Genomic DNA, 24,705 nt, shown 5'->3' on the forward strand with positions numbered 1-24,705 from the left:
GCAGGCAAGACACCTCCGCCCAGAGGTGCGAGAGCGGGTAACGTCCCGCCAATAAAGGACTGGCAAAAACCATGGCCGACAAAGTGAACAACCTTCAGGATATTTTCCTCAACAGCCTGCGCAAGTCGAAGACCCCGGTGACCATGTTCCTGGTCAAGGGCGTGAAGCTGCAGGGTATCATCACCTGGTTCGACAATTTTTCCGTGCTGCTGCGCCGGGATGGCCAGTCGCAGCTGGTCTACAAGCATGCCATTTCGACGGTCATGCCGGCCCAGACGATGGACCTGACCGATCTGCGCAAGGCCAGCGACGGCAATGGCAAGCCGCGCCTGCTGCAGGAAATCTTCCTGAGCGCCGTGCGCAAGTCGGGCAGCCCGGTGACCATGTTCCTGGTCAACGGCGTCATGCTCCAGGGCGAGATCGCCGCCTTTGATCTGTTCTGCATGCTGCTGGAACGTGACGGCATGGTGCAGCTGGTCTACAAGCACGCCATTTCGACCGTGCAACCGCTCCATTCGCTCGACCTGTCGGGCGAGAACGAGCAGGACGACTGATCGTCCGCGCCGCATCCGGTCTTCCTGCCGATCCGCGCGGATAGACCGGAGCGCGGCCAGATGCTCTAAGCTGACATGGCCATATTCAATCGCGACTCCGAGGACGAAGTGGCGCGCGGTGCGCGCGCCGTTGTCGTGCATGCCGAAACCCACGGCGGCGACCGCCGCGACAGCGACGCCCGGCTGGAGGAAGCCCGTGGTTTGGCCCTCGCCATCGGTATTGATGTGCGCGCGGCCCAGAGCTTCCGCGTCCGCGACCGCAAGCCTGCAACCCTGTTTGGCAGCGGCCAGGTCGACCAGATCGCCACGCTGGTGAACCAGGAAGAGGCCGAACTGGTCATCGTCGACAATGCGCTGACCCCTGTGCAGCAGAGCAATCTGGAGAAGGGAACCGGCGCCAAGGTCATCGACCGGACCGGGCTGATCCTGGAAATTTTCGGCGAGCGCGCCGCCACCAACGAGGGGCGGTTGCAGGTCGAACTCGCCCATCTCGACTATCAGGCCGGCCGCCTGGTGCGCAGTTGGACCCATCTTGAGCGCCAGCGCGGTGGCTTTGGCTTCCTGGGTGGTCCGGGCGAAACCCAGATCGAGGCGGACCGGCGCATGATCCGCGACCGCATGGCCAAGATCCGGCGCGAACTGGATCAGGTGACCAAGACGCGCGGCCTGCATCGCGCTCGGCGCCAGCGCGCGCCCTGGCCGGTGATCGCGCTGGTCGGCTATACCAATGCCGGCAAGTCGACCCTGTTCAACCGCCTGACCGGCGCCGAGGTGATGGCGGAGGATCTGCTCTTCGCCACGCTCGACCCGACGATGCGGCAGATCGTGCTGCCGGGGCTGGACAAGGCGATCCTGTCCGACACTGTGGGCTTCGTCTCCGACCTTCCGACCCAGTTGATTGCGGCCTTCCGCGCGACGCTGGAGGAAGTGCTGTCGGCCGATATCATCGTCCATGTCCGTGACATTGCCCATCCCGACACGGACGCCCAGCGCGACGATGTGCTGGACGTGCTGAGCGAACTGGGCGTGGCCGGCGAAGGTGCCCTGGAGCGTGGCGATGGCGAGGCTGATCCGCCGCCGATTATCGAGGCGTGGAACAAGCTTGACCTGCTCGACGAGGAACAGGCCGCGCTGGCCCGCGAGACGGCGGCCCGGCGTGACGATGTCGTCATTATCTCGGCGTTGACCGGCGAAGGTGTCGACAAGCTACAGCGGGCAATCAGCGCCCGACTGACCCGTGGCGCGCGGGTTCACAGCCTGCGCCTGCCGATCAGTGATGGTGCCGCCCTTGCCTGGCTACATGAGCATGGCGAGGTGCTGGCGACCCGGCCGAGCGAGGCGGAGATGCAGGTGGATGTCCGCCTGTCCGACTCCGGTCTCGCCCGCTTCCTCAAGCGCGATCGTTAATCGGGCAGTCGCGCCACGAAATCCTGCACGACGCGGGCCGAATTGGCTGAGGCGAGCGCCATGAAGACGCTCATCTGGTTCTGCTCCGCGTCGCCACCGGCGAGGTCGGACAGGCTGCGAAAGGCCAGGAAGGGCACGCGGTTGGCATAAGCCACCTGCGCCACCGCTGCGCTTTCCATATCCAGCACCTGCGCCTGGAAAGTCGCGAAAAGATATTGGCGATAAGCGGCATTGTCCATGAAGGCGGGGCCGCTGATGCCGCGTCCGCCGACATGCAGGCTGGGCTGATGCGGCAGGCATTTGGCAGCGGCCGCATCGGCACAGCGGGCCAGGCTTTCCGAGGATGACAGGGCGCGCGCGACGGCGAGCAGAGCGGGATCGGCCGGGAAGGCGCGGTGCCAGCTTTTGGCCTCGGCCTCATTGCCGACCTCGACATCGCGCGGGAAGATCATGCCATAATTGGGCAGGTCGTTGCCCGGTGTGCGGAAGATCGGCGCATAGCCGCCCGGCGCCTCACGCGCGATCGTGCTCTCCATGAACTGGCCCCAGTCGGCCGCCACCACGACATCGCCGATATGCAGCGACGGATCGATGCCGCCGGCGATGCCGGAAAAGAGGATGCGTTTCACCGCAAAGCGATCGACCAGCCATTGGGTGGTCATGGCGGCATTGACCATGCTGACGCCGCTTTCGACCAGCAGTACTGGCTTGCCGGCCATCTGGCCAAGCGTCACCGGCACGCCGTTGACGCGCACCGTGCGGGGCTGCTCGATCCGGCCGACCAGCGCGGCATGTTCGGGCGGGAAGGCGGTCATGATCGCCGTGCGCGGCTGCTCGTCGAGCTTCTGGGCGAGGGCAGGGCTGGCGGTCAGCAGGCCGACCAGGGCGAGGAGGAGTTTCATGCGGCGGCAACCCAGGCAAAGCGGATGACGATCAAGATGGCGAGCAGGAAGAGCAGCCAGTCGGTGCGGCTCATCTTGCCGCGCAGCAGCTTCAGGATCGCATGGGCGACAATGCCGAAGGCGATGCCGTTGGCGATCGAGAAGGTGAGAGGGATGAGCGCGAGGGTGAGGAAGGCGGGGACGGCCTCGAACGGTTCTTCCCAACTGACCTCGACCAGCGGCGCCATCATCAGGCTGCCGACCAGGATCAGCGCCGGCGCCGTCGCATAGAGCGGCACCAGGCCGGCATAGGGCGCGGCGAAGATGGTGACCAGGAAGAGGAGGCCGGTAACGATGGCGGTGAGGCCCGTGCGCCCGCCCGCCGCAACGCCGGCTGCGCTTTCGACATAGGAGGTGACGGTGCTGGTGCCCGCCGTCGCGCCGACCATGGTCGCGGCCGCGTCGGCGATCAGGATGCGGTTGAGATTGGGCACGCTGCCGTCCGGGCGAGCGAGGCCCGCGCGCTTGGTCACGGCCATCAGCGTGCCGAGATTGTCGAACAGGTCGACGAACAGGAAGACGAAGATGATTTCCAGTACGCCGATGCCATGGCTGCCGGCGAAGACCGCACCAAGATCAAGATGGAAGGCGGTGCTGCCGAGTGCCGAGACATCATAGGGCGTCGGCGTGAAATGCAGCGCGCCGACCAGCCGGCCGAGCAGGGTAGTGGCAACGATGCCGATCAGGATCGCGCCGCGCACCTGGCGGATCGACAGGCCCGCGATCAGCGTCAGGCCGAACAGGGTGAGCAGCACCGGCGCGGAGCGAAGGTCGCCGAGCGCGACCGAGGTGGCGCTGTTGGAGACGACGATGCCGGCATTGCGCAGGCCGATGAAGGCGATGAAAAGGCCGATGCCACCGGCAACCGCCGCGAGCAGATGGGGCGGGATGGCAGCCAGGATCATCTGGCGGATGCCCGCCAAGGTCAGCGCCAGGAAGGCGACCCCGGAGAGGAAGACGCAGCCGAGCGCCACTGGCCAGGGAATGCCCAGGCCCAGCACGACCGAATAGGTGAAATAGGCATTGAGGCCCATGCCCGGTGCCAGTGCGAGCGGGACATTGGCAACCATGCCCATCAGGATGCTGGCGAAGGCCGCAGCGAAACAGGTTGCGGCGGCCACGCCCACCAGCGGCATGCCGGCCTCGCTCAGGATCGCCGGGTTGACCAGCACGATATAGGCCATGGTGAGGAAGGTGGTGATGCCCGCGACGATTTCCGTGCGCACATTGCTGCCGCGCGCAGCTATCTGGAAACGTCTGTCGAGCCAGGAGGACAGGGGAGCGGTCATCGCGCGCAACCGGGCAGGAAAAGGGAAGGGGCCATGGCCGGCCCGGACAGCGAAGTTGACACCAGATACCCCCTATGCGCGATGGTCGCGATTGCGCGCCCTATGCCGCCGCGCACGCGCCGCGTCAAAGGTAACGATACATCACAAATGTGTCGACCAGCCCCAGCGTTGGATGGGCAAAGGCATCGGGCATGCGGCCGACTATGGCAAAGCCCATCGCCTGCCACAGCGCGACCGCGCGGCTGTTGGAGGAAACCACGAAATTATATTGCATGGCGCTGAAGCCGAGATCGCGGGCCAGATCGAAGGAGGCCGCGCACATGCGCCGGGCAATGCCGCGTCCGGTGGCGTGGGCAGCGGTGACATAGCCGGCATTGGCGACATGGTTGCCACCGCCCGGCTGATTGGCGCGGACGTAGAAGATGCCGAGCAGGGCGCCATCCTCCTCGACGACGCGGACGGTGCGGTCTGGGGACAGCCACAGGGCAAGGGCATCTTCGCGGCCGATCGCGCGATCGACCGCCAGGGTTTCGCCAGCGCGCAGCACGGGTTCCAGGATTGCCCAGATCGCGTCATGATCGGCCGGCGTCACCGGCCTGATCATTCCGCCTGCTTCGCCTGCTGCCATAGCGCTTCCTTCTCGTCGAGCGACAGGCCCACGAACGCATCGCCGGCGATTGCCTCCATCTGGCGGAAACGACGATCGAACTTGGCATTTCCGCCACGCAAGGCGACTTCAGGATCGATCTTGAGATGGCGTGCGAGGTTGACGACAGCAAAGAGCAGGTCGCCGACCTCTTCTTCCCGATGGGCATGACTGGTCGCGCTGGCGACCTCGTCCAGTTCCTCATGGATCTTGGCGATCGCGCCCTGGGCATCGGGCCAGTCGAAGCCGGTGCGGGCGGCCCGCTTCTGCAATTTTTCGGCGCGCAGCAGCGCGGGGAGCGCCTGCGCCACGCCGGCCATGGCGCTCGGATCGGGGATCTTGTCGGCGCGCTCAGCCGCCTTGATGCTTTCCCACTGGGCATGGCCATCCTCACGCCGGGCGCCTTCGCCAAAGACATGCGGATGACGCCGGATCATCTTGTCTGCGATACTGTCTATCACGTCCTGCAGGCGGAAATGGCCGGCCTGTTCGGCGATGCGGCTGTGGAAGACGACCTGCAGCAGCAGATCGCCCAGTTCATCGCGCAGGTCAGCCATGTCGTTACGCTCGATCGCGTCCGCCACTTCATAGGCTTCCTCGATCGTGTAGGGGGCGATGCTCGCGAAATCCTGCTCGATGTCCCAGGGACAGCCCGTTTCCGGATCGCGCAGCCGCGCCATGACGTTGGCGATCGGCATGATATCGGCGGGACTGGCTTTGCTGGTGTCGGACATGAGGAACCTGATGCGAGGAATGGATGGCTTTGGCGATAGAGTTTCGGCCGGGGGATAGCCAGTCCGGCCTGATCGATTTAAGTTCGATAATATATATTATGTTAATAGCGATACCGCAACTGTCCATGTAAACTGTGTCCAGTGTGATGGGGAAAGGCTTGCAGTCACGGCGGTCTTTCAACAGTATCAGCGACCGTGTCCACTTCGTTCGCCACGACGCCCTGGCAGGCAGCGCGTATCGAAATGCCCGGCGGCCGCCGGTCGTGGACGGTATTGGATGATCACGGCGACGTCGTCGAGTGCCTACGTCATTGGATCGTCCATCTCGAGCAGACGCACGCGTCTCCGAACACGATCCGCGCGTATGTTCGCCATGTCGTCGACTTCGCGAACTTCCTCGGCGCCAACGGCGCCGGCATCCATGAAGCCACGGTTGCGCTCTACGACGGCTTCCTTGCCTGGCGGCTTGCCCGGCGAAAGGATGCCTTGCCGAGCCCGCGGCTGATCCTGCTGCGAAAGCAGGAAACGCGGGTTCTGGCGCCATCGACGCGCAACCAGATCCAGCTGGCGATCAAATCGTTCTACCGCTTCTATAACGGCACCGACGACTTCGCGGTCGATACGGCTGAGGTCAGCAAGGTCTATGACGGGCACCGGATCTACAAGCCGTTCCTCGAGCATATCAGCCAGCGTCGCACGACGCGGCGCAAGGACCGCTATCTGTCGGGCGATCCCGGCCGTGTACAGCAGCAGGTGCTCAAGAAGCGCCTGACGCCAAGCGAGGTCCTGCGGCTGATCGAGGCGTGCGGTCTCGCGCGCGACGCGTTCCTGATCGTGCTGCTCTACAATACCGGTCTCAGGATCGGCGAAGCGCTGGGTCTGCGCCATGTCGACATCGACCTCGCTGAAAAGGTCGTCTGGGTCGTTCCGCGCGAAGACAATGCCAATGGCGCCCGCGCCAAATCCGGCCGGACGCGCGGTGTGCCGGTCCACGACTACGTGCTCAACATGTACGTCGACTACCTCACCAGCGACGAATATCTCCCGGCCTTCGAGTCCGGAGCGGAGTACGTCTTCGCCAATGTGAAAGTCGGCATGATCGGGCACGCCATGAGCCTGTCCTATGCCCAAAAGCTCGCGGGCCTGCTCGAGCAGCGCACGCATATCGACTTCAGCTGGCACATGTTCCGCCACAGCCATGCATCCGAAGCGATCGCGGCGGGATACAGCCTGCTCGAAGTGGCCGATCGCCTCGGACATGCCAGCCCGCAGACAACGGCCGCGTTCTACCAGCACCTGTTCGCCTCGGAAATCCGCAGGCTTTACCTCACAGGTCCCGACGAGGTGCATGAAAGGCTTGAGAAACTTCGCGAGGCAGAGCTTCTTAGAAGGGATATGCGATGGGCATGACGCCGCTGGCGCTCGTCGGCGGCACACCGCATGATACCGATCGCTACAGCAACTGGCTCGAAGCTCGGCTCGGGGGACTATCCCCCCTTCTCGTTGAGAATCCTGTCTGGTCAGACGCCATAATGAACGAGGTGTTCGGCCATTCCTGGCTGAGCCAGACATACGCAAGTCTGCCGCTCAGCGCTGCGGTTCCGGTGCTGACCAACGAGATCAAGGCCTACCTCGCGGCATCGGTGCTCGATGATCGCAAGGCCGACACCCAATGGTTCCAGCGCCGGATCCCGGTGATCCGATATCTCGTCGAGGAAGGCGCAAGCCTGCTTCAGCATTTTGGAGCGGGCTGTCTGGCGGACATCCCCCACCCGGGCTTCGGCGCGTCAGATGGCGATACTGCGAAGACGAAATGCCACAACGATGCCGTCCTCGAACTCTACGCCACATGGTACGGCGAACAGTACGGGCGGCGGAGGCAAAGCCAGACCCGCCAATGGATCCGGGACGGCGAGATCGTCACCACCCAGTATCGATCACCGGAAGTGCAGCTGTTCGGTGATATCCATCGCTTCTCGATCATCAATCGGGCGCAGATGGCGCCGATGCATGACCGCGACATCATCTGGATCAACGATCTTTACAGCGAGGAGGACACGCGCTTCCGCGACCGGCAACGCCGAAGCGACACTTATCTGAACTTCCTGTGCTTCGAGCCTTGGCTGCGCCCGTTGATGCGCGGCTTCCTGCTCGACAAGGTCGCACATGGCGAACTTGCGCCGGCGACCCTTGTGGGAATGCAATCGCGCTTGCGAACCTTCGGGCAGTTCCTGCACGGCGAGGGCATCGCCGAGCCCGGGCGAGTCACTGAACTGACGATGGAGCGTTACCTCGCATGGGGAAACGCGCGAAATGCCGCAGGCAAGAACTGGTACACCGACATCGTGCAACTCCTGCGCGCGGCTCCGGTCCTGCTGCCAGGCCAATGGCCGCGGATCGCACTCGACAAGCGCGCCGCACGGCGCATCCGTTACAAGCAGGCACCGGACGACCCGCGGAACCGGCTTTACGCATCACGCGAGGGTGCCAACCGGGCCGCCCCGCCGGAAGCCCTGGCGGCCATGGTGGCCAGGCTCGACGAACTGCCCGCCCCTATCCCGGTAATCTTCATGATCGGCGTCACGACCGGGGCGCGGGCCGAAGACCTGCATGCCCTGCTCTTCGACTGCCTGCGGCCCGATCCGCACGACACGCGCTTCATGCTGTTCACGTTCTGGCAGAACAAGGTCAGCCGCTGGAATACCAAGCCCTTGCTGGTCACCGATCCTGCGCACCAGGCGATGATCAAGCTGATCGAGGCGCAGCGGGATCATGTCCGGCAGCGTTACGGGCGCGTCACCAAATACCTGTTCCCGGTCTTCTCCGGCAAACGGGAGTCGTTCCTCGGCTACAACTGGACCTTGCAGGAACTCAAGATGCTGTGCCTCAGGCATGGAATCGTCGATGGCGAGGGCAAGCCGTTCGACTTCTCGTGGCATCCACTGCGCCACCATCGCGGGACGCAGATGGCGGCCGAAGGCCATGACATCCTCAGCATCATGTTCGAACTGGGCCATGCCTCGCCCGATATGGCGTCGATGTACGTCAACAAGCGTCTCGACCTCAAGAAGAACGCCTTGCTGCGGAAAGGTGGCGGCCAGTTCTTCACGATCGCGGGCAAGGTCGACGAGGCCGTCGGCGATCTCCTGCTGCGCAAGGAAACCATGCTGGCGACGCGGGTCAGTGGCGGCGCCTGTACGCTGCCCGGCCAGCTTGGCGAATGGTGCGAGCACGCCCATGCCTGCCTGACCTGCCGGTTCTTCCGCGCCGATGGCGACGACCTCGAGCACTTCCGCTGCGAGCGCGCCGGACTTTACGTCGCGATCGAAGGCCTCGAACAGGAAGCGCGGGATTACGAGGAAGGCGGTCAGGCCCGCATGGCCGACATCACGCGCAAGCGGCTGCAACGCAACAAGGATGCCGTCCACAACACTGACACCATCATCCGTTCCATCGAGGAGCACGGTCTCTACAAAGGTCAAAAGCAGCGCTACAGGCCGAGCGCTGCTCGGGAGGAAGCGACGCAATGACTGATCTACGGATCGCCACTCTCAACGATGCCCGCAGCCGTCGTAGCGCTGAAAAGCGCGCCGCGGTCGAGGACGCAATCATGCAACTGCGCGAGACCAGGCAGGCTGTGACGTTCGTCTCGGTGGCTCGTGAGGCCAAGGTCAGCCGTCAGTACCTCTACAATAACTTCGCCGATGAAATCGGCGAGGAACGCGTCGAGACCCGTGCAGAAACCGAGGTCATCGACGGCAAGAAGGTCCCGCTGCGAACGCCCGAGGAATACCGGCACATCGAAGCGGCGCTCCGCAACAAGATCGAGCGGCTTGAGACCGAACTGCGGGATGCCCGTGCCGAAAAGGCCAAGGCGGACCGAACGGCGGAACGTGAGCGCGGCAAAGCCGAACACTGGCGTCAGCTCTACACAGCTGTCCTGACGCGCGTGTCCCCTGGACAGTCCCCCGAACCGCTGCCGTCCGCCGAAGACTGAACCGTTCCGCTCCCATCGGGTTACGATCAATCGAGTAGGAAGTGAGCCGCCTACGGCGTCTTGCACTTCCAACTCCCTTGATCGTCCAAATAATTAGCGAAACACAATGGACAGGCATAATGCCATCAAGCCATTGAAACTACACCACAAGACATGACGTGGTGTTGATATATGTTAAATCATAGCCGGGATCGAGGGGAGGTCTTCCTCCTCATCCATTTCAGTCTTCCAGAATGCGGCTATGGGCCTTGGTGTCGCGCATGCGGACATAGACTGTCAGCGAGATCGCGATCATGACGCTGACATAAATATAGAAAGCGGATTCCATCCCGGACTGTTTGAACCAGAGCGCGACGAACTCGGCCGTGCCGCCGAACAAGGTATTGGCGAGCGCATAAGGCAGCGCCACGCCCAATGCGCGGATATGTGCCGGAAACAACTCGGCCTTCACCACGGCGTTGATCGAGGTGTAGCCGGTGACGATCACAAGGCCCGCCATCACCAGCAGTCCAGCGACCAGCGGATCACGCGTCACCGCCAGCGTGGCGAAGATCGGATAGGTGCAGAGCACGCCCATGATGCCGAAGCCGATCATCAGCGGCTTGCGCCCGATCCGGTCGGACAAGGCGCCGGCCAAAGGCTGCAACAACATGAAAATAAACAATGTTATCCCATTGATTTCCGACGCTGTTTCGCGGCCGAAGCCGGCCGTGTTGACGAGGAACTTCTGCATGTAGATGGAATAGGCATAGAAGGCGATCGTGCCGCCGGCGGTCAGCAGCATCACCGTCAGCGTCTCACGCGGATGGTTGGTGATAAGTTCGATGAAGCCGGACTTGGGCGCGCCTTCGGCTTTCGCCACTTCATAGCTTTGCGTTTCCGCAAGGCCGCGCCGCAGCCAGAAGACGATCACCGCCAGCGCGCCGCCAATGGCGAAGGGAATGCGCCAGCCCCAGGCGTCAAGCTGTGCCTCGGTCAGGATCGACTGGAGCAGTAGCAGGACGCAGATTGCCACCAACTGCCCGGCGATCAGCGTCACATATTGGAAGCTGGAATAGAATCCGCGCCGGTCCTTCCCGGCCATTTCGGTGAGATAGGTTGCGCTGGCGCCATATTCGCCGCCGATCGACAGTCCCTGCATCAGCCGGGCAAGGACGAGCAACAGCGGCGCGCCGACGCCGATCACCTCATAACCCGGCGTCACCGCGATCAACAACGACCCCGCGCACATCAGCGACACCGACAGGGTAAGCCCGCTCTTGCGACCATGGCGATCGGCATAAACGCCCATCAGCCAGGCGCCGATCGGGCGCATCAGGAAGCCCACGGCAAAGATGCCGGCCGCGCTCAGCAACTGGGCGGTGCGATCTTCGCTCGGGAAGAAATGCGGTGCAAAATAGAGGGTGAAGGCGGCGTAGGCATACCAGTCATACCATTCGACCAGATTGCCTGTGGAACCGCCGATGATCGCCTTGAGCCGGGCCTGTTTGTCGGGTGCGACACCCTGCCCCTCATGTGACGTCATGGTGTCAGCACCATTTCACCATTTTCAACGCTCCAGCTTTTGAGGCGGGACAGCATATTCATGCCGATGACATTGACGTCGCCCAGCGCCGGCGAGACGACAACTTCGACCTCACTGGCGCGCAGCGGCCCGACCGTCAGCGTCGAGATGCTGGCGCGGCGCGCGTCGATCTTGCCATTGGCGGTGTTGAGCGGGATCGGGGGCGCATTCATGTCGATATTGAGGCCCGTGGCGCGGGCGGTATTTTCCGAAAGGGCGGTGATGGTCGCGCCACTGTCGATCAGGAAGCGCGCGGACATGCCATTGACCATGCCCTCGACCCAATAATGGCCATCCGGCGCGACCGGAATGCGCACCACCTGCCCATCGGACTGGATCGGCGGTGGGGCCGGCGGTGGCGAGGGCTGCGATATGGGCTCGGCACTGTTCTGCGGCTGGAGCAAGGCCCCCTCCTCCGCTGCAAATTTTGCCGGCATCAGTCCCGCCTTCTGGGCAAAGGTGAAGAGGCCGAGCAGGGCGCCGAAGATCAGCACCCAGAGTAGCGCCATCCTTACGAAACTGCCCAGCGCGATGCGGCGGCCGATCAGGGCGGAGCCGACCAAGACCAGGGCGAGCAGATACCAGATGCTGGACATCGCCTGATCCGTGCCGTCCATCAGCGGGGTGCTCCGTCGTTGAGGTCGATGACCAGCCCATCATAGCCTGGCTCCACCCCTTTGGGGAGCGTGTCGCACAGGGTCGCATAGTCCATGCTCTGGTCCATATGGGTCAGGATCGCGCGACCGGGCCGGGTTGCCGCGATCCCCGCCAATGTCATCTCCAGATGGGCATGGGTGGGATGTGGTTGCGCGCGCAGTGCATCGACCACCCAAATGTCGAGATCATCGAACAGCGCTAGCATATCCGGCGTTATTTCATGAAAATCCGTTGCATATCCGATATGACTATCATCATGGCTGAAGCGAAATCCAGTCGAATAAATGTCGCCATGGGGCATGTCGGTGCAGGCAATGTCGATATCGCCGATCCGTAGCCCATCGGGCAGATCCTGCGGGATGATGATCGGGGGATAGCCCCCCTTCCCCGCAAAGGCATAGCCAAAGCGGGCCTGGAGCAGGCGCATCGTCTGGGCACGGGCATAGCCGGGGATTGGGCTGCGGCGATGATGGAACAACTGGCGAACGTCGTCGATGCCATGGCTGTGATCGGCATGGTCGTGGGTCCACAGGATCGCGTCGATGCCGATCACGTTGGCGGCCAGCAACTGGGCCCGCATGTCGGGCGAGGTGTCGACCAATATCCGGGTCGTTGCGCTTTCCACCAGGATCGAGACGCGGGTCCGGCGGTTGCGCGGCTCCGTGGGGTCGCAGGCGCCCCAATCATTGCCGATCCGGGGAACACCGGAAGATGTGCCGCTGCCAAGGATGGTCAGCTTGAGGCTCATGCCTGCGGCCGGCCCTCGATCTTGGCAAAAAGGCGCAGGAAATTGGTCGAGGTAGCCGCCGCCAAATCCTCGATGCTCTCGCCGCGCAGATCGGCCAGAAAGCGCGCCGTGTCGGCGACGAAGGCCGGTTCGCACGGCTTGCCGCGATGGGGCACCGGGGCGAGGAAGGGCGAGTCCGTTTCCACCAGCAACCGGTCGAGCGGCAGGCGCGCGGCCGTTTCCTGCAGATCCTTCGCGCTCTTGAAGGTCACGATGCCGGAAATGCTGATGTAGAAGCCAAGGTCCATCGCCGCGTCGGCAAAGGCGCCGCTGGCGGTGAAACAGTGGATGACGCCGCTATAGGCCCCCTTCCCCATCTCGTCCCGCATGATCGCCAGCGTATCCTCTTCCGCCTCGCGGGTATGGACGATCAGCGGCAGGCCGGTCTCGCGGCAGGCGGCGATATGGCTGCGGAAGCTCTTCTGCTGCCGCTCGCGATCGCTATGGTCGTAATAATAATCGAGGCCCGTTTCGCCGATGCCGATGACGCGCGGATGGGCCGCGCGCTCGACCAGCTTGGCGGTGTCGACATGGGGATGCTCGTCCGCCTCATGCGGATGGATGCCGACGGTCGCCCACACGTCCGCCTCGCGCACCGCCGTGCCCAGCACATCGTCCCACTCGCTTTCGCGGGTGGCGATGTTGAGCATCAGGTCGATGCCGCGCGCGCGGGCGCGTTCCAGCACATTCTGCTGATCCTCGATCAACCCCTTGTAATTGAGGTGACAATGGCTGTCGATCAACATCCGTCAGGCGTCCGCTTCGGTCAGTTCCAGGCGCGGGAAGAGTGGCTTGGGCGCGGCCAGCACGAAATCGCTTTCGGCCAGGTCGCTGTACCAATGATCGCCGATCGCGCCATAGCTGCGCTTGTCCGCCGGCACGCCCATATGGTCGAGCAGCGCTGTGGCGCTCGCCGGGATCACCGGCTGGATCGCGACCGCCAGCTGGGCGATGGCGATATAGAGCGTCGCCAGCACCGTCTCCATCCGTTGCGGATCGGTCTTGCGCAGCGACCAGGGCGCCTGCGCGTCGATATATTGGTTGCAGGCAAAGGCGGCGCGCAGCCAGGCATCGATCGCCACCGACGGTGCCAGATCGGCCATGGCGGCGGGCATGTCGCCGCGCACGACCTTGTCGATCAACACGAACAGCTCGGTATCGGCCGCATCATGGCCATTGATGGCCGGCAGGCGCCCTTCCAGATTTTTGGCGATGAAGCTCAGCGTGCGCTGGGCCAGATTGCCGAACGCATTGCCGAGATCGCTGTTGGAGCGCTGGACGATAGCTTCGGCGCTATAGCTGCCGTCATTGCCGAAGGTCACTTCGGACAGCAGGAAATAGCGCAGTTGGTCGACGCCGAAGCGTTCGGCCAGTTCCATCGGATCAGCGACATTGCCGACCGACTTGGACATCTTCTCGCCGCGGTTCAGCAGGAAGCCATGGCCGAACACCTGGCGGGGCAGCGGCAGCTTCGCGCTCATCAGGAAAGCCGGCCAATAAACCGTATGAAAACGGACGATATCCTTGCCGATGATATGGGTGATGTCGCCACCCTCGGCCCAGTAGCGCGCCATCCGTTCGGCATCGTCGGGATAGCCGCAGCCGGTGATATAGTTGGTCAGCGCGTCGACCCAGACATACATGACATGGCCGTCGGCGCCGGGCACCTGAACACCCCAGTCGAAGCTGGTGCGCGAGATGCTGAGATCGGACAGGCCGCCCTCGACGAAACGCAGGATTTCGTTGCGGCGGCTTTCCGGGCGGATGAAGTCGGGCTGGCTGTTATAGAGTTCCAGCAGCTTGTCCTGATATTTGGACAGGCGGAAGAACCAGCTTTCCTCGACGGTCCATTCCACCGGCGTTCCCTGCGGCGACAGCTTTACGCCGCCTTCGCCCTCGGTGATTTCCTTCTCGTCATAAAAAGCTTCGTCGCGGACCGAATACCAGCCCTCGTAACGGCCCAGATACAGGTCGCCATTGGCCTCCATCGCCTGCCAGATCGCTTGGCTGGCGCGGTGGTGATCGGGTTCGCTGGTGCGGATGAAGCGATCATAGCTGATATTCAGACTGTCGTTCATCTGCTTGAAATAGGAGGACATCTCATCGGCCAGCTCACGCGGCTCGATACCCCGGTTGCGCGCCGTCTGGGCCATCTTCAGCCCATGTTCGTCGGTTCCGGTCTGGAAGAAGACATCGCGGCCCATCATCCGCTGGAACCGGGCGATCGCGTCGGTGGCGATCACCTCATAGGCATGGCCGATATGCGGACGGCCGTTGGGATAGGAGATGGCGGTGGTGATGGTGTAAGGCTGCGACATGCAGCCTCCCTAGCGGCTGTTCGCGTCGCCGCAAAGCCGCTTTTCAGGTCGCCGTATCAGCCAGCGCCGCGACATGCCCGCCCAGCTCGAAAACGACCGAGGCCGGGTCCAACGACAGGATGACCGCACCGCCCGCCAGATGCCGGGCTGCTTCCCAATGATCGAGCGCGCTGCCCAGTGCCGGGCCATGGCGGGTCCGGGCCGCCTGTGCAATGAAGGCGGGCGCGCGCTCCAGAAAGGCTTCGTAACGCGGCTTGGCCGCCTTGCCTGCCAACGTCTTAGCCAGGCGCAGGCGTTCGCGATTGCCCGGATCGCCGTCGGCCGCGATCGCCAGCAGCGATTTTTCGAGGCCCGCAAGCTCGAGGCCCGCATAGCGCAGCGCACGACCCGGCGAACCCTCCCCGGCGCGCAGCAGCGCGTCCAGTTCCGGCCCAGACAGGCTTTCATCCTCCCGCCGAAGCACCGTCGCCATGGCCCCGTCGGACAGCGGATCGAAGCGCATCGTGCGACAGCGCGAGCGGATGGTTGGCAGCAGCCGGCCCGGCGCATGGCTGACCAGCAGGAAGATCATGTCTGCCGGCGGCTCTTCCAACGTCTTGAGCAGGGCGTTGGCTGCGCCGCGCTCCAGATCATCGGCACTGTCGATCACGACGATTCGACGGGAGGAAAGCGACGGCGCCGACTGGATCAGCCGCTGCAGGCCGCGCACCTGGTCGACGCTGATGTTGCGTGCGGTAACGCCATCCTTCTCCAGCGGCGCCAGCTCGGCATAATCGGGATGGGCGCTCGCCTCGATCAGGCGACGGATCGGGTGGCTTTCGGGAACGGCGAGCCCCTCGTCCTCGATCTTCGGACCGGCCGCATCCGCCAGCAGGCGCATCGCCATGGCGCGGGCAAAGCTGGCCTTGCCGATGCCGCGCGGGCCGCTCAAGATCCAGCCATGATGCATGCGGCCGCTGCTCGCCGCCGCCAGCAGGGTCTGCGCCTGGGCATCATGCCCAACCAGTGACGTCATGACAGCAGGTCGTCCAGTGCCGCGAGCAGCCGGGCAGTGACATCGTCTGCCGCGCCCGACGCATCGATCGCGCGGACCCGCGCCGGCTCATCGGCGGCAAAGCGGACGAACGCATCGGCCACGGCCCGATGAAAGGCACGGTCGCGACCGCCGATCCGGTCCGACACGTCGCCGTCACGGGCATGGGCGCGGGCTTCCGCCTCGGCTTCCGGCAGGGTCAGGAACAAGGTGCGATCGGGCAGGAAGCCGGCGCTGCCGATCTGGTGCAGCGCCAATATGTCGGCGTCGGTGAGGTCACCCTGCCCCTGATAAGCGCGACTGCTGTCGAGGAAGCGATCGGACAGAACCCAGGCGCCACGGGCCAGTGCCGGGCGGATCGTCTTTTCGATATGGTCGGCGCGCGCGGCGGCGAACAGCAGAGCTTCGGCGCGGGCATTCCAGCGGTCCGCGCCGCCAGTCAGCAGCATGGCGCGGATCGCCTCCGCCCCCTCGCTGCCGCCCGGCTCGCGGGTTTCGACGACTTCAAGCCCGCGCGCCCGCAGCGCCGCCGCGAGCGCACGAAGCTGGGTCGACTTGCCGGCGCCCTCGCCGCCTTCAAGCGTGATGAAACGGCCTGTGATCACCCGAAGAAGGACTTCAGACCATTCCACAAACGACCGAAAATGCCGGCTTCCGCGACATCTTCACCAGCGACCAGCGGCAGCACCTGTGGCGGCGTATCCGGGGTCTGGACGATGAGCTGGGCGATCTGCTGGCCCTTGGCGATCGGCGCCTTGATCGGGCCGGTATAAACGACCTTGACCTTCACATTGGCCGATGCGGTGCGCGGCATGGTGACGGCCATATTCTGCGGTGCGACCAGCGACACGGTCGACGCGCTGCCTAGCTGGACGGCGGCGGTTTCGACCGTCTGCCCCTTCTTGAACAGCGGTTGTGCCTTCCAGGCGCGGAAACCCCAATCCATGAAGCGGACGGATTCGGTAATCCGGCCGTTGAAGCTGGTCAGGCCGGCGACCACCATTACCAGGCGGCGGCCATCCTGCTCGGCCGAACCGGTGAAGCCGAAACCGGCTTCCTCGGTATGGCCGGTCTTGAGGCCGTCGGCGCCCGCGATCTTGCCCAGGATCGGATTGCGATTGGCCTGCGCAATGTCAGAGCCGCCCATGGTCTTGCCCCAGGTGAAGGAGCGGGTGGCGTAGAATTTCTTGTAGAGATCCGGCGTCTCGACGATCGTGGCTTCGGCGAGTTTGGCCAGATCCTCGGCGGTGACATAGGTCACGCCCTCGTCAGGCCAGCCGTTGCTGGTACCGAAATGGCTGTTCTTGAGGCCCATGCGCTTGGCCTCCTCGTTCATCAGCGCGACGAACGCCTGCTCGGTGCCGGCAATGCCCTCGGCCAGCACGACGCAGGCGTCGTTGCCTGACAGGGTGACGATGCCGTGCAGCAGATTTTCGACCGACACCTGCTCACCCACCGACAGGAACATGGTCGAACCGGCCTTGGGGCCGTGCCATTGTTGCCAGGTTTCCGGACGGACCGTGAATTTGGTATCGAGCTTAAGTTCGCCCTTCTGGATCAGGCGGAAGGCGACATGCGCCGTCATCATCTTGGCCATCGAAGCCGGCGGCATCCGGGTCTCGCCGCCCTTGTCATAGAGGACAGCGCCCGAGGAAAGATCCTTGAGATAGGCGATCGGCGCCTCGCTCGTATAAGGCGGGGCCGCGGCAACCAGCGGCTGGGCCAGCAGACCGACGAAGAGAGTGGCGGCAACGGTTTTCTTCATGAACTCAAGCCTTCGACTGGATAGATTCGCTGGACGCATCGCTATGATTAGCGCGCGTCATTAGCCATGACACGGACATTCGCAAAGCCCTTCGCTTCCGCCGCCTTCACGCCGGCCTGCGCCGCCGCCTGCGAGGGGTAAGGACCATAGCGCACCCGCCAGACCGGACCGGCCGCGACCGCATGTGCGCCGATCTGCCTGGCCAGCGCTTCCGCCCGGCTCTGCGAGGAAAGCGCAGCAACCTGAACCACATAGCCACCCGATACCGGTTTTGCCGGTGCTGGTTTTGCCGGTGCCATGGCCTTCGGGGCCGGTTTGGGAATGGGCGGCGTGGACGTGTCGAAGGAGGCGCCGGGACGACTGCGGCTGCTCACGGCCGGTAACGTCTGAACGACGGGGCGTGCTGCCTGGGGCTGCGGCGGCGGGCTTGCAGGGGCTTCCGCCAGACGCCCGCGCAGCACCTTCAATAAGGGCTGCGGCGTCTCGATCCGCGCGGGCGCGCGGTGATAGGCGCGCAGCAGCGCCTTTTCCTGCTCCGGCGGATTGACCCGGCGGACGCGAACGGCCGCCGCGCCATCGCCGGTAATGCCCAATTGCTCGGCCGCGCCGTGCGACAGATCGATGAGCTTATCGTTGCTGAACGGGCCACGGTCATTGAGCCGGACCAGGATGGTACGACCGCTGTTGAGCGCCGTCACCTCGACATAGCTTGGCAGGGGCAAGGTCTTGTGCGCGCCGCTGATCGCGGATGGCATGAAATCCTCGCCATTGGCCGTCGGCTTGCCAATCGCCTCCTCCCCATACCAGCTGGCATAGCCGACCTCGTCATAATTGACCGGGTCGGCCGGGACATAGGTCTTGCCACCCACATTATAGGGCTCGCCGATCTTGACCGGTTCATCCGCAACCGCTGGCGCCGTTATAGGTGTCGCGGGGCGTGGGAGCGGCGGCGCGACGGCCCGGTCGCTGCCGCAGGAGGTTAGCACAGACGCCGCGCCGCCCAGCGTGAGCCAGTTCCTATTGCTTGACCGCATCGGCCAGCAACCCCACGGAAAGAGCGTAGAAATTGGAGCAATTATAATCCAGGATCGCGCGATAATTGCTGGTCAGCAGATAGGCGGTCTTGCCCGGCCCATCCGGCTCCAGCAGGGTTGCCAGGACATTGTCCGCCGGCCAGATGCCGCTGGCCGGGAACAGGCCCAGCTTGCGCCATTCGGCCATGGTCAGCCAGCGACTGTGGCGGTTGAATACCCGCGGGCAGCGCGGCGCGGTGGTGCGCGCCGCCACTGCGCTGCGGTTGAAGCTCGACGGCACGCTGACGGCCACGCCCCAGGGCTGGCCCCGCCGCCACCCGGCCGCGACGAAATAATTGGCGATCGAGGCGAGGGCATCCGCCTGGCTGGTCCAGATGTCCGCCCGGCCATCGCCGTCGCCATCCTTGGCCAGCTTGAGATAGACCGAGGGCAGGAATTGCGGATAGCCGGTTGCCCCGGCCCAACTGCCGACCAAGCGGCTGCGCGGCACGCCGTCGTTCAGCATTTTGAGCGTCGCCAGCAATTCCGGCTCGAACAAGGTGCGGCGGCGCCCTTCATGCGCCAAGGTTGCAAGCGACCGGATCAGATCGAAATCACCGGTATAGGAGCCATAATTGGTCTCATGGCCGAAGATGGCGACCATGATTTCCTCCGGCACGCCGGTTTCCGCCTCGATCCGGGCCAGCCGCGCGCGATTTGCGGAATAGACCGCCCGCCCACGGCTGATCCGCGCGGCATCGACATGCTTGACCCGATAGGGCTCGAAATTGGGAATGGGCGAATAGGCGCCGCCGCCCGGCTGGCTCTGGTCAAGCGCCACGACGCGCGGGTTGATCGTCAGGGTGGGAAAGACGGCGTCCAGCGTCGCATCGCGAATGCCCATGGCCCGTGCCTTGGGCCGCAGCGATTCCAGATAGGCGCGAAAATCTCCATCATCCTGCGCGATCGCGACCTGCGGCGCAGCCAATCCTGCCACAACCGTCGAAAAACCCATCATCAGCGCAATGGCCAGCGAATTGAACCGAGAATCTGCCATGGCCTTTTGTGGCACAGCCAGGGCAACCGGCGAAACCCCTATCCGATACGAAGTCGCGAATGGGCGACCATTCCCCTCAATATTGTCATTTTTGCCCTTGGCTTGTTCGCCGGCTTCGCTAGGAAGCGTCGCAACGGAAGTGTGGCCGAGTGGTTTAAGGCAGCGGTCTTGAAAACCGCCGTGGGTGCAAGCTCACCGTGGGTTCGAATCCCACCGCTTCCGCCACCATCCTGTCCTTTCGAATCCGTATCAAATCGCAAAAGCCAAACTTTTTCAAGGGTTTGAACGTGATTCGTGTCCACGGCTATCCCTGCTCGTCCACAAGTGACCGATTGGTAATGTGGGAAATTTGGGAGCATGGGAAAGCTTTCCGCTACCGCTGTAAAGGCAGCAAAACGACCTGGATGGCCCGGCGATGGCGATGGGCTGTTTTTCATTGTTCAGCCTGGTGGTCGGAAGAACTGGATGTGCCGAGTATAGAAAAAAATGGCCATCGCCGTGACTTTTGCCCGGGACGCGCCTCGAAAGTTTCATTGGCGACAGCGCGTGAGCGTGCATGCGAGATTCGCGCTTGGGTAGAACTTGGCCTGGATCCGATATTTGAACGCTGCAAGGCTGAGGGCATTCCGACATTTCGGCAGGCTGCAGCCAAGGTGATCGCTGCCCACAGCAAGACATGGCGGCATGAAAAGCATGCTAGGCAGTGGCATCAGACCCTCGAAGCCTACGTGTTCTCATAAATCGGTGATTTGCGGGTTCATGAGATCACCGGTCTGATCAACGCTGTCGCACATCATGCCCATTACGGTTTCAGCAACCATGGCCCGGTGCTCGATCAGGGTGCGGAAACAAGCAGTCCCTATCCAACGGTGTGCGTTGTACTAATCGGTCGCCGCACCAATCTCGAACAGTTCCGCCAGCGGCATGCAGTCTTAAGATCATTGGATGAGGTTTCTTTCCCTTGATCATATCCGCCCCATTCGAGACACTAAACCCGAAATTTGCCCTCCAATTGCAGCCCGTCCGCTTTTCGATGCCGCTTCAACTTCTCATAAAGACCGCCGGACCGATTTAATTATCGCTGCGTGGCAATAGAAAGTGACAGAAGAATTCATCGGGTTCGATCACTTGGACGACCCCAGATCGCTTCCCGCGGGCCGCTGGAACAGGCGCAGCCCGAATTCGGGCAGGATCGCGATCAGATGGTCGAAAATGTCGGCCTGTATATCTTCATATTCGGCCCAGATGATGGTGTTGGCGAAGGCGTAGATTTCCAGCGGCAGTCCATGTTCGCTGGGCGCCAACTGGCGCACCAGCAGAGTCTGGTCGGGGCGGATATTGGGATGCGCGCGCAGATAGGCCAGCACATAGGCGCGAAAGGTGCCGATATTGGTCAGCCGTCGGCTGTCCAGCCTGTTGTCCGCCGCATGGTCCACATTCCAGCGCGACAGATCATCCCGCTTGTCGTGCAGATAGGTCCGGAGCAGGCCGAAGCGCGCAACCGCCTCCAGCCCTGCCTCATCGAGAAAGCCGACGCTGTTCTGGTCGATCACCAGCGCCCGCATGATCCGGCGGCCGCCCGATTCCTGCATCCCGCGCCAGTTGCGGAAACTCTCGCTGATCAGCCTGTGCGTCGGGATGGTGGTGATGGTGCGATCGAAATTCTGGACCTTCACCGTGTGCAGCGCGATGTCGATCACGTCGCCATTGGCGTCGAGCTGCGGCATCTCGATCCAGTCGCCCACCCGGATCATGTCGTTGGAGCCGATCTGGACGGATGCGACCAGCGACAGGATCGTGTCCTTGAACACCAGCATCAGCACGGCCGCCATCGCCCCCAGCCCCGACAGCAGAAGCAGGGGCGACTGGTCCATCAGCGCCGCGATCATCAGGATGCACGCCGCGCCATAGACCAGCAGCTTGGCCACCTGCACATAGCCCTTGATCGGCCGGTTCGCGGCATCGGGGCGGCGCTGGTACAGGTCGTTGCCGAGGGTCAGCAGGCCGCTCAAGGCGATGGCCAGCGTCAGGATGATGAAGGCGGCGCACAGGCTGGCGATGAAGCCGGCGAGCCTGGCCGGCAGATGCGGGACGGCGGCCGCGCCCGACTGGATGATGAGCGCCGGCACGATGTTGGACAGGCGCGCGACGACGGCACCGATATGCGCGGCCTCGACCCGGAACGGCAGTTGATCGATCAGCCGCAGCAACAGGGTCAGGACGATACGCTTGGCCACCCAGTTGGCCGCCCAGGCGAATGCGCCAAGCAGCAGCAATCCCGTCCCGGCCTGCAACCACGCATTCTCGACATAGCCGCGGGTCAGTATCTGGAGGCTGTCGGACGCGATATAGAGCTGGCTGATCATGCGGCACGCTCCCCTTCGAAAGGATCGTCATGGAGCGAGCGGCCTGCCGTTTCCGGCATGAAGCGCAGCGCAATCAGGCCGATGATGCAGGCCGCCATCATGTAGAAGGCGGGCATGAGTTCATTGCCGGTCGCGCCGATCAGCGCGCTGCCGATCGCCGGCGCCGTGCCGCCGAACAGCGATGTCGACAGATTATAGGCAATCGCGAAACCGGCGAAGCGCGCGGCGGTGGGGAACAGCGCCGGGAAGGTCGCCGAAATCGTCGCCAGTTGCGGTACATAGAGCAGGCCGAGCAGGACAAAGCCGATGGTCGCGCCGGCAAGGCCCGTCGCCATCAGCATGTAGAGCGGCACTACCGCGACCAGCAGGCCGATCAGCGACAGCCGCCACATCGGACGGCGCCCGATCCGATCGGACATATGGCCGGCGATCGGCAGGAAGAGCATCATGAAGAGCATGCCGATGATCGGCACGACCAGCGCCTCGTCCGGGGACAGGCCGATGCGGCGCTGCAAATAGGTCGGCATGTAGCTGAGCAGCGTATAGTTGACGACGTTGAGCGCCACGACCAGCCCGCCCACAACCAGCATCGGCCGCTTATGATCGCGCAGGAGCCGGGAAAGGGACGGCGATCCGCTGCCTTCGGCCGCCTGCTCGCGAAAGACCGGCGTGTCCTCCATCCTCGACCGCAGATACATGCCGATGAGGCCCATCGGCGCGGCCACCAGGAAGGGAATGCGCCAGCCCCAGGCATGCATGACCGCGTCTCCGAGCAGCAGCGAAAAGCCCAGCATCAGTGCCGCACCGAAGGAGAAACCGGCGAGCGTGCCGAACTCCAGGAAGCTGCCGTAAAAGCCGCGTCGGGCGTCGGGCGCATATTCGGCCATGAAGGTCGCGGCCCCGCCATATTCGCCGCCGGTCGAAAAGCCCTGAACCATGCGCAGCAGGATGAGCAGCGCGGGCGCAGCCCAGCCAATCTGCGCATAGGCGGGGATGAGGCCTACGGCCAGCGTCGCGCCCGACATCAGCAAGATGGTCAGCGCCAGCACCGACTTGCGCCCCAGCCGGTCACCCAGCGGCCCCCAGAACAGGCCACCCAATGGCCGGACGAGGAAGGAAATGGCAAAGGTCGCCAGTGCGAACAGCACGGCATCGTCCACCTCGCCGGGAAAAAGCGCAGCGGAAATATAGGTCACGCCATAGGCATAGATGCCATAGTCGAACCATTCGGTGGCATTGCCCAGCGCCGACGCGGCGATGGCCCGGCGCAAGGTGGCCTTATCGGCCTGTACCGGGGCAGCAGCGGTGGCAGGAACGGCGGAAGCGGTCATTCGGTCAGTCCGTCTACGGTATTGGGATCGAGCAGCGAGGCCACCGGCGTGGTCCGCGGCACGATCTGGAAGTCCTGCTGTTCGGGCACCGGCACGGGCGGGGTCGCCGTCTGGCGCCAGAGGCCGAAGGCCAGCGTCGCGCCGGCACACAGGGCAATGAAGAGAAAGAGGCCGCTCGTCGGCGCCAGGCTCATCAGCAGGGCGGCGCCGAGCGGACCGATCGCCGCGCCAACCGAATAGAGCAGCACCAGCCGCCCGCTCGCCGCGACCCGCTCGGTCGCCAGCAGCCGATCGTTGCAGTGGGCGACGCAGAGCGGATAGAGGGCGAAACTGAGGCCGCCGAACAGGGCGCCAAGCGCCAGCAGCAGCGGGCCGCCCGACACCAGCATCGCCAGCACCGTGCAGACAGCCAGCGTCGCGGCAAAGCAGCCCACGATCACCCGCCGCCGGTCGAGCCGGTCCGACAGGCGCCCCAGCGGCCATTGCAGCGCGACGCCGCCCAGGATGACGATCATCATGAAGCTGGCGGTCGCGCCAAGATCCAGCCCAAGCCGGCGCACATGCACCGCCGCCATGCCATAGAAGGCGCCCAGCATCAGGCCGGTCGCGACCGACCCGACCGTGCCAAGCGGTGACGCGGCATAAAGGGCGCGGATGGTGAAGGCCTGGGCATCGACCGGCGCGGGGGCGCTGCTGCGCGTCAGGCAGAGCGGGATGATGGCCAGGGAAATGAGGATGGAGGCGATCTGGAACGGCACCGCCGGCAACGCACCGCTGGCGCCCAGCAGCAATTGCCCGACCGCCTGCCCCAAATAGAGGGCAACCATATAGGCTGCGAGCACGCTCCCGCGCGTTTCCGCCTCCGCCCGATCGTTGAGCCAGCTTTCCAGACAGATGAACACGCCCGCGACGCAGATGCCGTCGATCAGGCGCAGGCAGGCCCAGAAGAGCGGATATTGGACCAGTGCATAGGCCAGCGTGCTGGCCGACAGCAGCGAGACGAAGGCGGCGAAGCCGCGGATATGGCCGACCTGTCGCACGATCGCCCCGGCGCGCAACGCGCCGACCACAAGTCCGGCGAAATAGGCGGTGGCGACCGCACCGATCGCCATCGTGCCTGCCCCTGCCCGCTCCAGCCGCAGGCCGATCAGCGTGGACAGGAAGCCGCTGCCCGCCATCAGCATGAAGATGGCGAGCAGCAGGCTGCGGACGGGGTGGATCGCGGCGAACATGGGGGATGGCTAGG

23 protein-coding genes and 1 tRNA gene are annotated in these 24,705 nt (G+C 64.0%); 7 read left to right on the forward strand and 17 right to left on the reverse strand.

Features of this window, described 5'->3' with window-relative positions; translation table 11 throughout:
- Positions 1–71 precede the first annotated feature (71 nt).
- Together hfq and hflX are read left to right on the forward strand one after the other, a co-directional pair.
- Positions 72–554, forward strand: a complete 483-nt coding sequence (hfq, locus tag N6H05_RS15665) for an RNA chaperone Hfq (protein WP_004212587.1) — start codon at positions 72–74, stop codon at positions 552–554.
- A gap of 75 nt (positions 555–629) precedes the next feature.
- The gene (hflX, locus tag N6H05_RS15670) at positions 630–1,961 is read left to right on the forward strand and encodes a GTPase HflX (RefSeq protein WP_284110418.1); all 1,332 of its coding nucleotides are present in this window, start codon (positions 630–632) and stop codon (positions 1,959–1,961) included.
- On the opposite strand, the gene N6H05_RS15675 is transcribed toward hflX, so the two are convergent.
- The 4 genes from N6H05_RS15675 to mazG form a co-directional block, all read right to left on the reverse strand.
- Positions 1,958–2,863: a 5'-methylthioadenosine/S-adenosylhomocysteine nucleosidase gene (locus N6H05_RS15675; protein WP_284110419.1), complete on the reverse strand. Its 906-nt coding sequence runs from the start codon at positions 2,861–2,863 to the stop codon at positions 1,958–1,960. The genes hflX and N6H05_RS15675 overlap by 4 nt on opposite strands.
- Positions 2,860–4,191 (reverse strand): NCS2 family permease, encoded by a 1,332-nt coding sequence (locus tag N6H05_RS15680; RefSeq protein WP_284110421.1) that lies wholly within the window; start codon positions 4,189–4,191, stop codon positions 2,860–2,862. Before N6H05_RS15680 ends, N6H05_RS15675 begins: the two co-directional genes overlap by 4 nt.
- Positions 4,192–4,315: 124 nt before the next feature.
- Positions 4,316–4,819, reverse strand: a complete 504-nt coding sequence (locus tag N6H05_RS15685; protein ID WP_284110422.1) for a GNAT family N-acetyltransferase — start codon at positions 4,817–4,819, stop codon at positions 4,316–4,318.
- Positions 4,792–5,571 carry a nucleoside triphosphate pyrophosphohydrolase gene (mazG, locus tag N6H05_RS15690; RefSeq protein WP_284110424.1) on the reverse strand — a complete coding sequence of 260 codons (780 nt, stop codon included), beginning with the start codon at positions 5,569–5,571 and terminating at the stop codon, positions 4,792–4,794. Before mazG ends, N6H05_RS15685 begins: the two co-directional genes overlap by 28 nt.
- 195 nt (positions 5,572–5,766) lie before the next feature.
- Between mazG and N6H05_RS15695 the strand changes: the two genes are divergently transcribed.
- Genes N6H05_RS15695 through N6H05_RS15705 form a run of 3 tightly spaced genes read left to right on the forward strand, consistent with a single transcriptional unit; the run spans position 5,767 to position 9,568 of the window.
- Positions 5,767–6,981, forward strand: coding sequence for a tyrosine-type recombinase/integrase (locus N6H05_RS15695; protein ID WP_284110425.1), 1,215 nt, complete (start codon positions 5,767–5,769; stop codon positions 6,979–6,981).
- Positions 6,972–9,101, forward strand: a complete 2,130-nt coding sequence (locus tag N6H05_RS15700; RefSeq protein WP_022674669.1) for a tyrosine-type recombinase/integrase — start codon at positions 6,972–6,974, stop codon at positions 9,099–9,101. Before N6H05_RS15695 ends, N6H05_RS15700 begins: the two co-directional genes overlap by 10 nt.
- On the forward strand, positions 9,098–9,568 hold the full coding sequence (locus N6H05_RS15705; RefSeq protein WP_022674670.1) for a hypothetical protein: 471 nt from the start codon (positions 9,098–9,100) through the stop codon (positions 9,566–9,568). Before N6H05_RS15700 ends, N6H05_RS15705 begins: the two co-directional genes overlap by 4 nt.
- A gap of 220 nt (positions 9,569–9,788) precedes the next feature.
- Here the strand turns inward: N6H05_RS15705 and N6H05_RS15710 are convergent, their stop codons facing one another.
- The 10 genes from N6H05_RS15710 to N6H05_RS15755 are packed head-to-tail and all read right to left on the reverse strand — an operon-like array spanning position 9,789 to position 19,762.
- Positions 9,789–11,093, reverse strand: coding sequence for an MFS transporter (locus tag N6H05_RS15710; protein WP_284110428.1), 1,305 nt, complete (start codon positions 11,091–11,093; stop codon positions 9,789–9,791).
- Positions 11,090–11,749: a retropepsin-like aspartic protease family protein gene (locus tag N6H05_RS15715; RefSeq protein WP_284110430.1), complete on the reverse strand. Its 660-nt coding sequence runs from the start codon at positions 11,747–11,749 to the stop codon at positions 11,090–11,092. The genes N6H05_RS15710 and N6H05_RS15715 overlap by 4 nt, the downstream gene beginning before the upstream one ends.
- Positions 11,749–12,537, reverse strand: coding sequence for an MBL fold metallo-hydrolase (locus N6H05_RS15720; RefSeq protein WP_284110432.1), 789 nt, complete (start codon positions 12,535–12,537; stop codon positions 11,749–11,751). The genes N6H05_RS15715 and N6H05_RS15720 overlap by 1 nt, the downstream gene beginning before the upstream one ends.
- Positions 12,534–13,322: a TatD family hydrolase gene (locus N6H05_RS15725; RefSeq protein ID WP_284110433.1), complete on the reverse strand. Its 789-nt coding sequence runs from the start codon at positions 13,320–13,322 to the stop codon at positions 12,534–12,536. The genes N6H05_RS15720 and N6H05_RS15725 overlap by 4 nt, the downstream gene beginning before the upstream one ends.
- A gap of 3 nt (positions 13,323–13,325) precedes the next feature.
- Positions 13,326–14,894 carry a methionine--tRNA ligase gene (gene metG, locus N6H05_RS15730; RefSeq protein WP_284110434.1) on the reverse strand — a complete coding sequence of 523 codons (1,569 nt, stop codon included), beginning with the start codon at positions 14,892–14,894 and terminating at the stop codon, positions 13,326–13,328.
- A 43-nt stretch (positions 14,895–14,937) separates the two neighbouring features.
- Positions 14,938–15,909, reverse strand: coding sequence for a DNA polymerase III delta subunit-related protein (locus N6H05_RS15735; RefSeq protein ID WP_284110436.1), 972 nt, complete (start codon positions 15,907–15,909; stop codon positions 14,938–14,940).
- Positions 15,906–16,532, reverse strand: a complete 627-nt coding sequence (gene tmk / locus N6H05_RS15740) for a dTMP kinase (RefSeq protein WP_284110437.1) — start codon at positions 16,530–16,532, stop codon at positions 15,906–15,908. Before tmk ends, N6H05_RS15735 begins: the two co-directional genes overlap by 4 nt.
- Positions 16,529–17,692 carry a D-alanyl-D-alanine carboxypeptidase family protein gene (locus N6H05_RS15745; RefSeq protein ID WP_004207133.1) on the reverse strand — a complete coding sequence of 388 codons (1,164 nt, stop codon included), beginning with the start codon at positions 17,690–17,692 and terminating at the stop codon, positions 16,529–16,531. The genes tmk and N6H05_RS15745 overlap by 4 nt, the downstream gene beginning before the upstream one ends.
- 47 nt (positions 17,693–17,739) lie before the next feature.
- Entirely contained in the window at positions 17,740–18,726 is a 987-nt protein-coding gene (locus N6H05_RS15750; protein ID WP_284110439.1) for a septal ring lytic transglycosylase RlpA family protein, read from the reverse strand.
- A complete protein-coding gene (locus N6H05_RS15755; RefSeq protein ID WP_284110441.1) occupies positions 18,710–19,762 on the reverse strand; it encodes a lytic murein transglycosylase in 1,053 nt (350 codons plus the stop codon). The genes N6H05_RS15750 and N6H05_RS15755 overlap by 17 nt, the downstream gene beginning before the upstream one ends.
- A 135-nt stretch (positions 19,763–19,897) precedes the next feature.
- On the opposite strand from N6H05_RS15755, the gene N6H05_RS15760 reads away from it, so the two are divergent.
- A tRNA-Ser gene (locus N6H05_RS15760) sits at positions 19,898–19,987 on the forward strand.
- Positions 19,960–20,502 (forward strand): integrase arm-type DNA-binding domain-containing protein, encoded by a 543-nt coding sequence (locus tag N6H05_RS15765; RefSeq protein ID WP_284110443.1) that lies wholly within the window; start codon positions 19,960–19,962, stop codon positions 20,500–20,502. Before N6H05_RS15760 ends, N6H05_RS15765 begins: the two co-directional genes overlap by 28 nt.
- 384 nt (positions 20,503–20,886) lie before the next feature.
- On the opposite strand, the gene N6H05_RS15770 is transcribed toward N6H05_RS15765, so the two are convergent.
- Genes N6H05_RS15770 through N6H05_RS15780 form a run of 3 tightly spaced genes read right to left on the reverse strand, consistent with a single transcriptional unit; the run spans position 20,887 to position 24,691 of the window.
- Entirely contained in the window at positions 20,887–22,128 is a 1,242-nt protein-coding gene (locus N6H05_RS15770) for a mechanosensitive ion channel family protein (protein WP_284110445.1), read from the reverse strand.
- The gene (locus tag N6H05_RS15775) at positions 22,125–23,459 is read right to left on the reverse strand and encodes an MFS transporter (protein ID WP_284110446.1); all 1,335 of its coding nucleotides are present in this window, start codon (positions 23,457–23,459) and stop codon (positions 22,125–22,127) included. The genes N6H05_RS15770 and N6H05_RS15775 overlap by 4 nt, the downstream gene beginning before the upstream one ends.
- Positions 23,456–24,691: an MFS transporter gene (locus tag N6H05_RS15780; protein ID WP_284110447.1), complete on the reverse strand. Its 1,236-nt coding sequence runs from the start codon at positions 24,689–24,691 to the stop codon at positions 23,456–23,458. The genes N6H05_RS15775 and N6H05_RS15780 overlap by 4 nt, the downstream gene beginning before the upstream one ends.
- Positions 24,692–24,705: the final 14 nt, after the last annotated feature.

Origin of the sequence: Sphingobium sp. WTD-1 (genome assembly GCF_030128825.1) — a bacterium.
Lineage (GTDB): Bacteria > Pseudomonadota > Alphaproteobacteria > Sphingomonadales > Sphingomonadaceae > Sphingobium.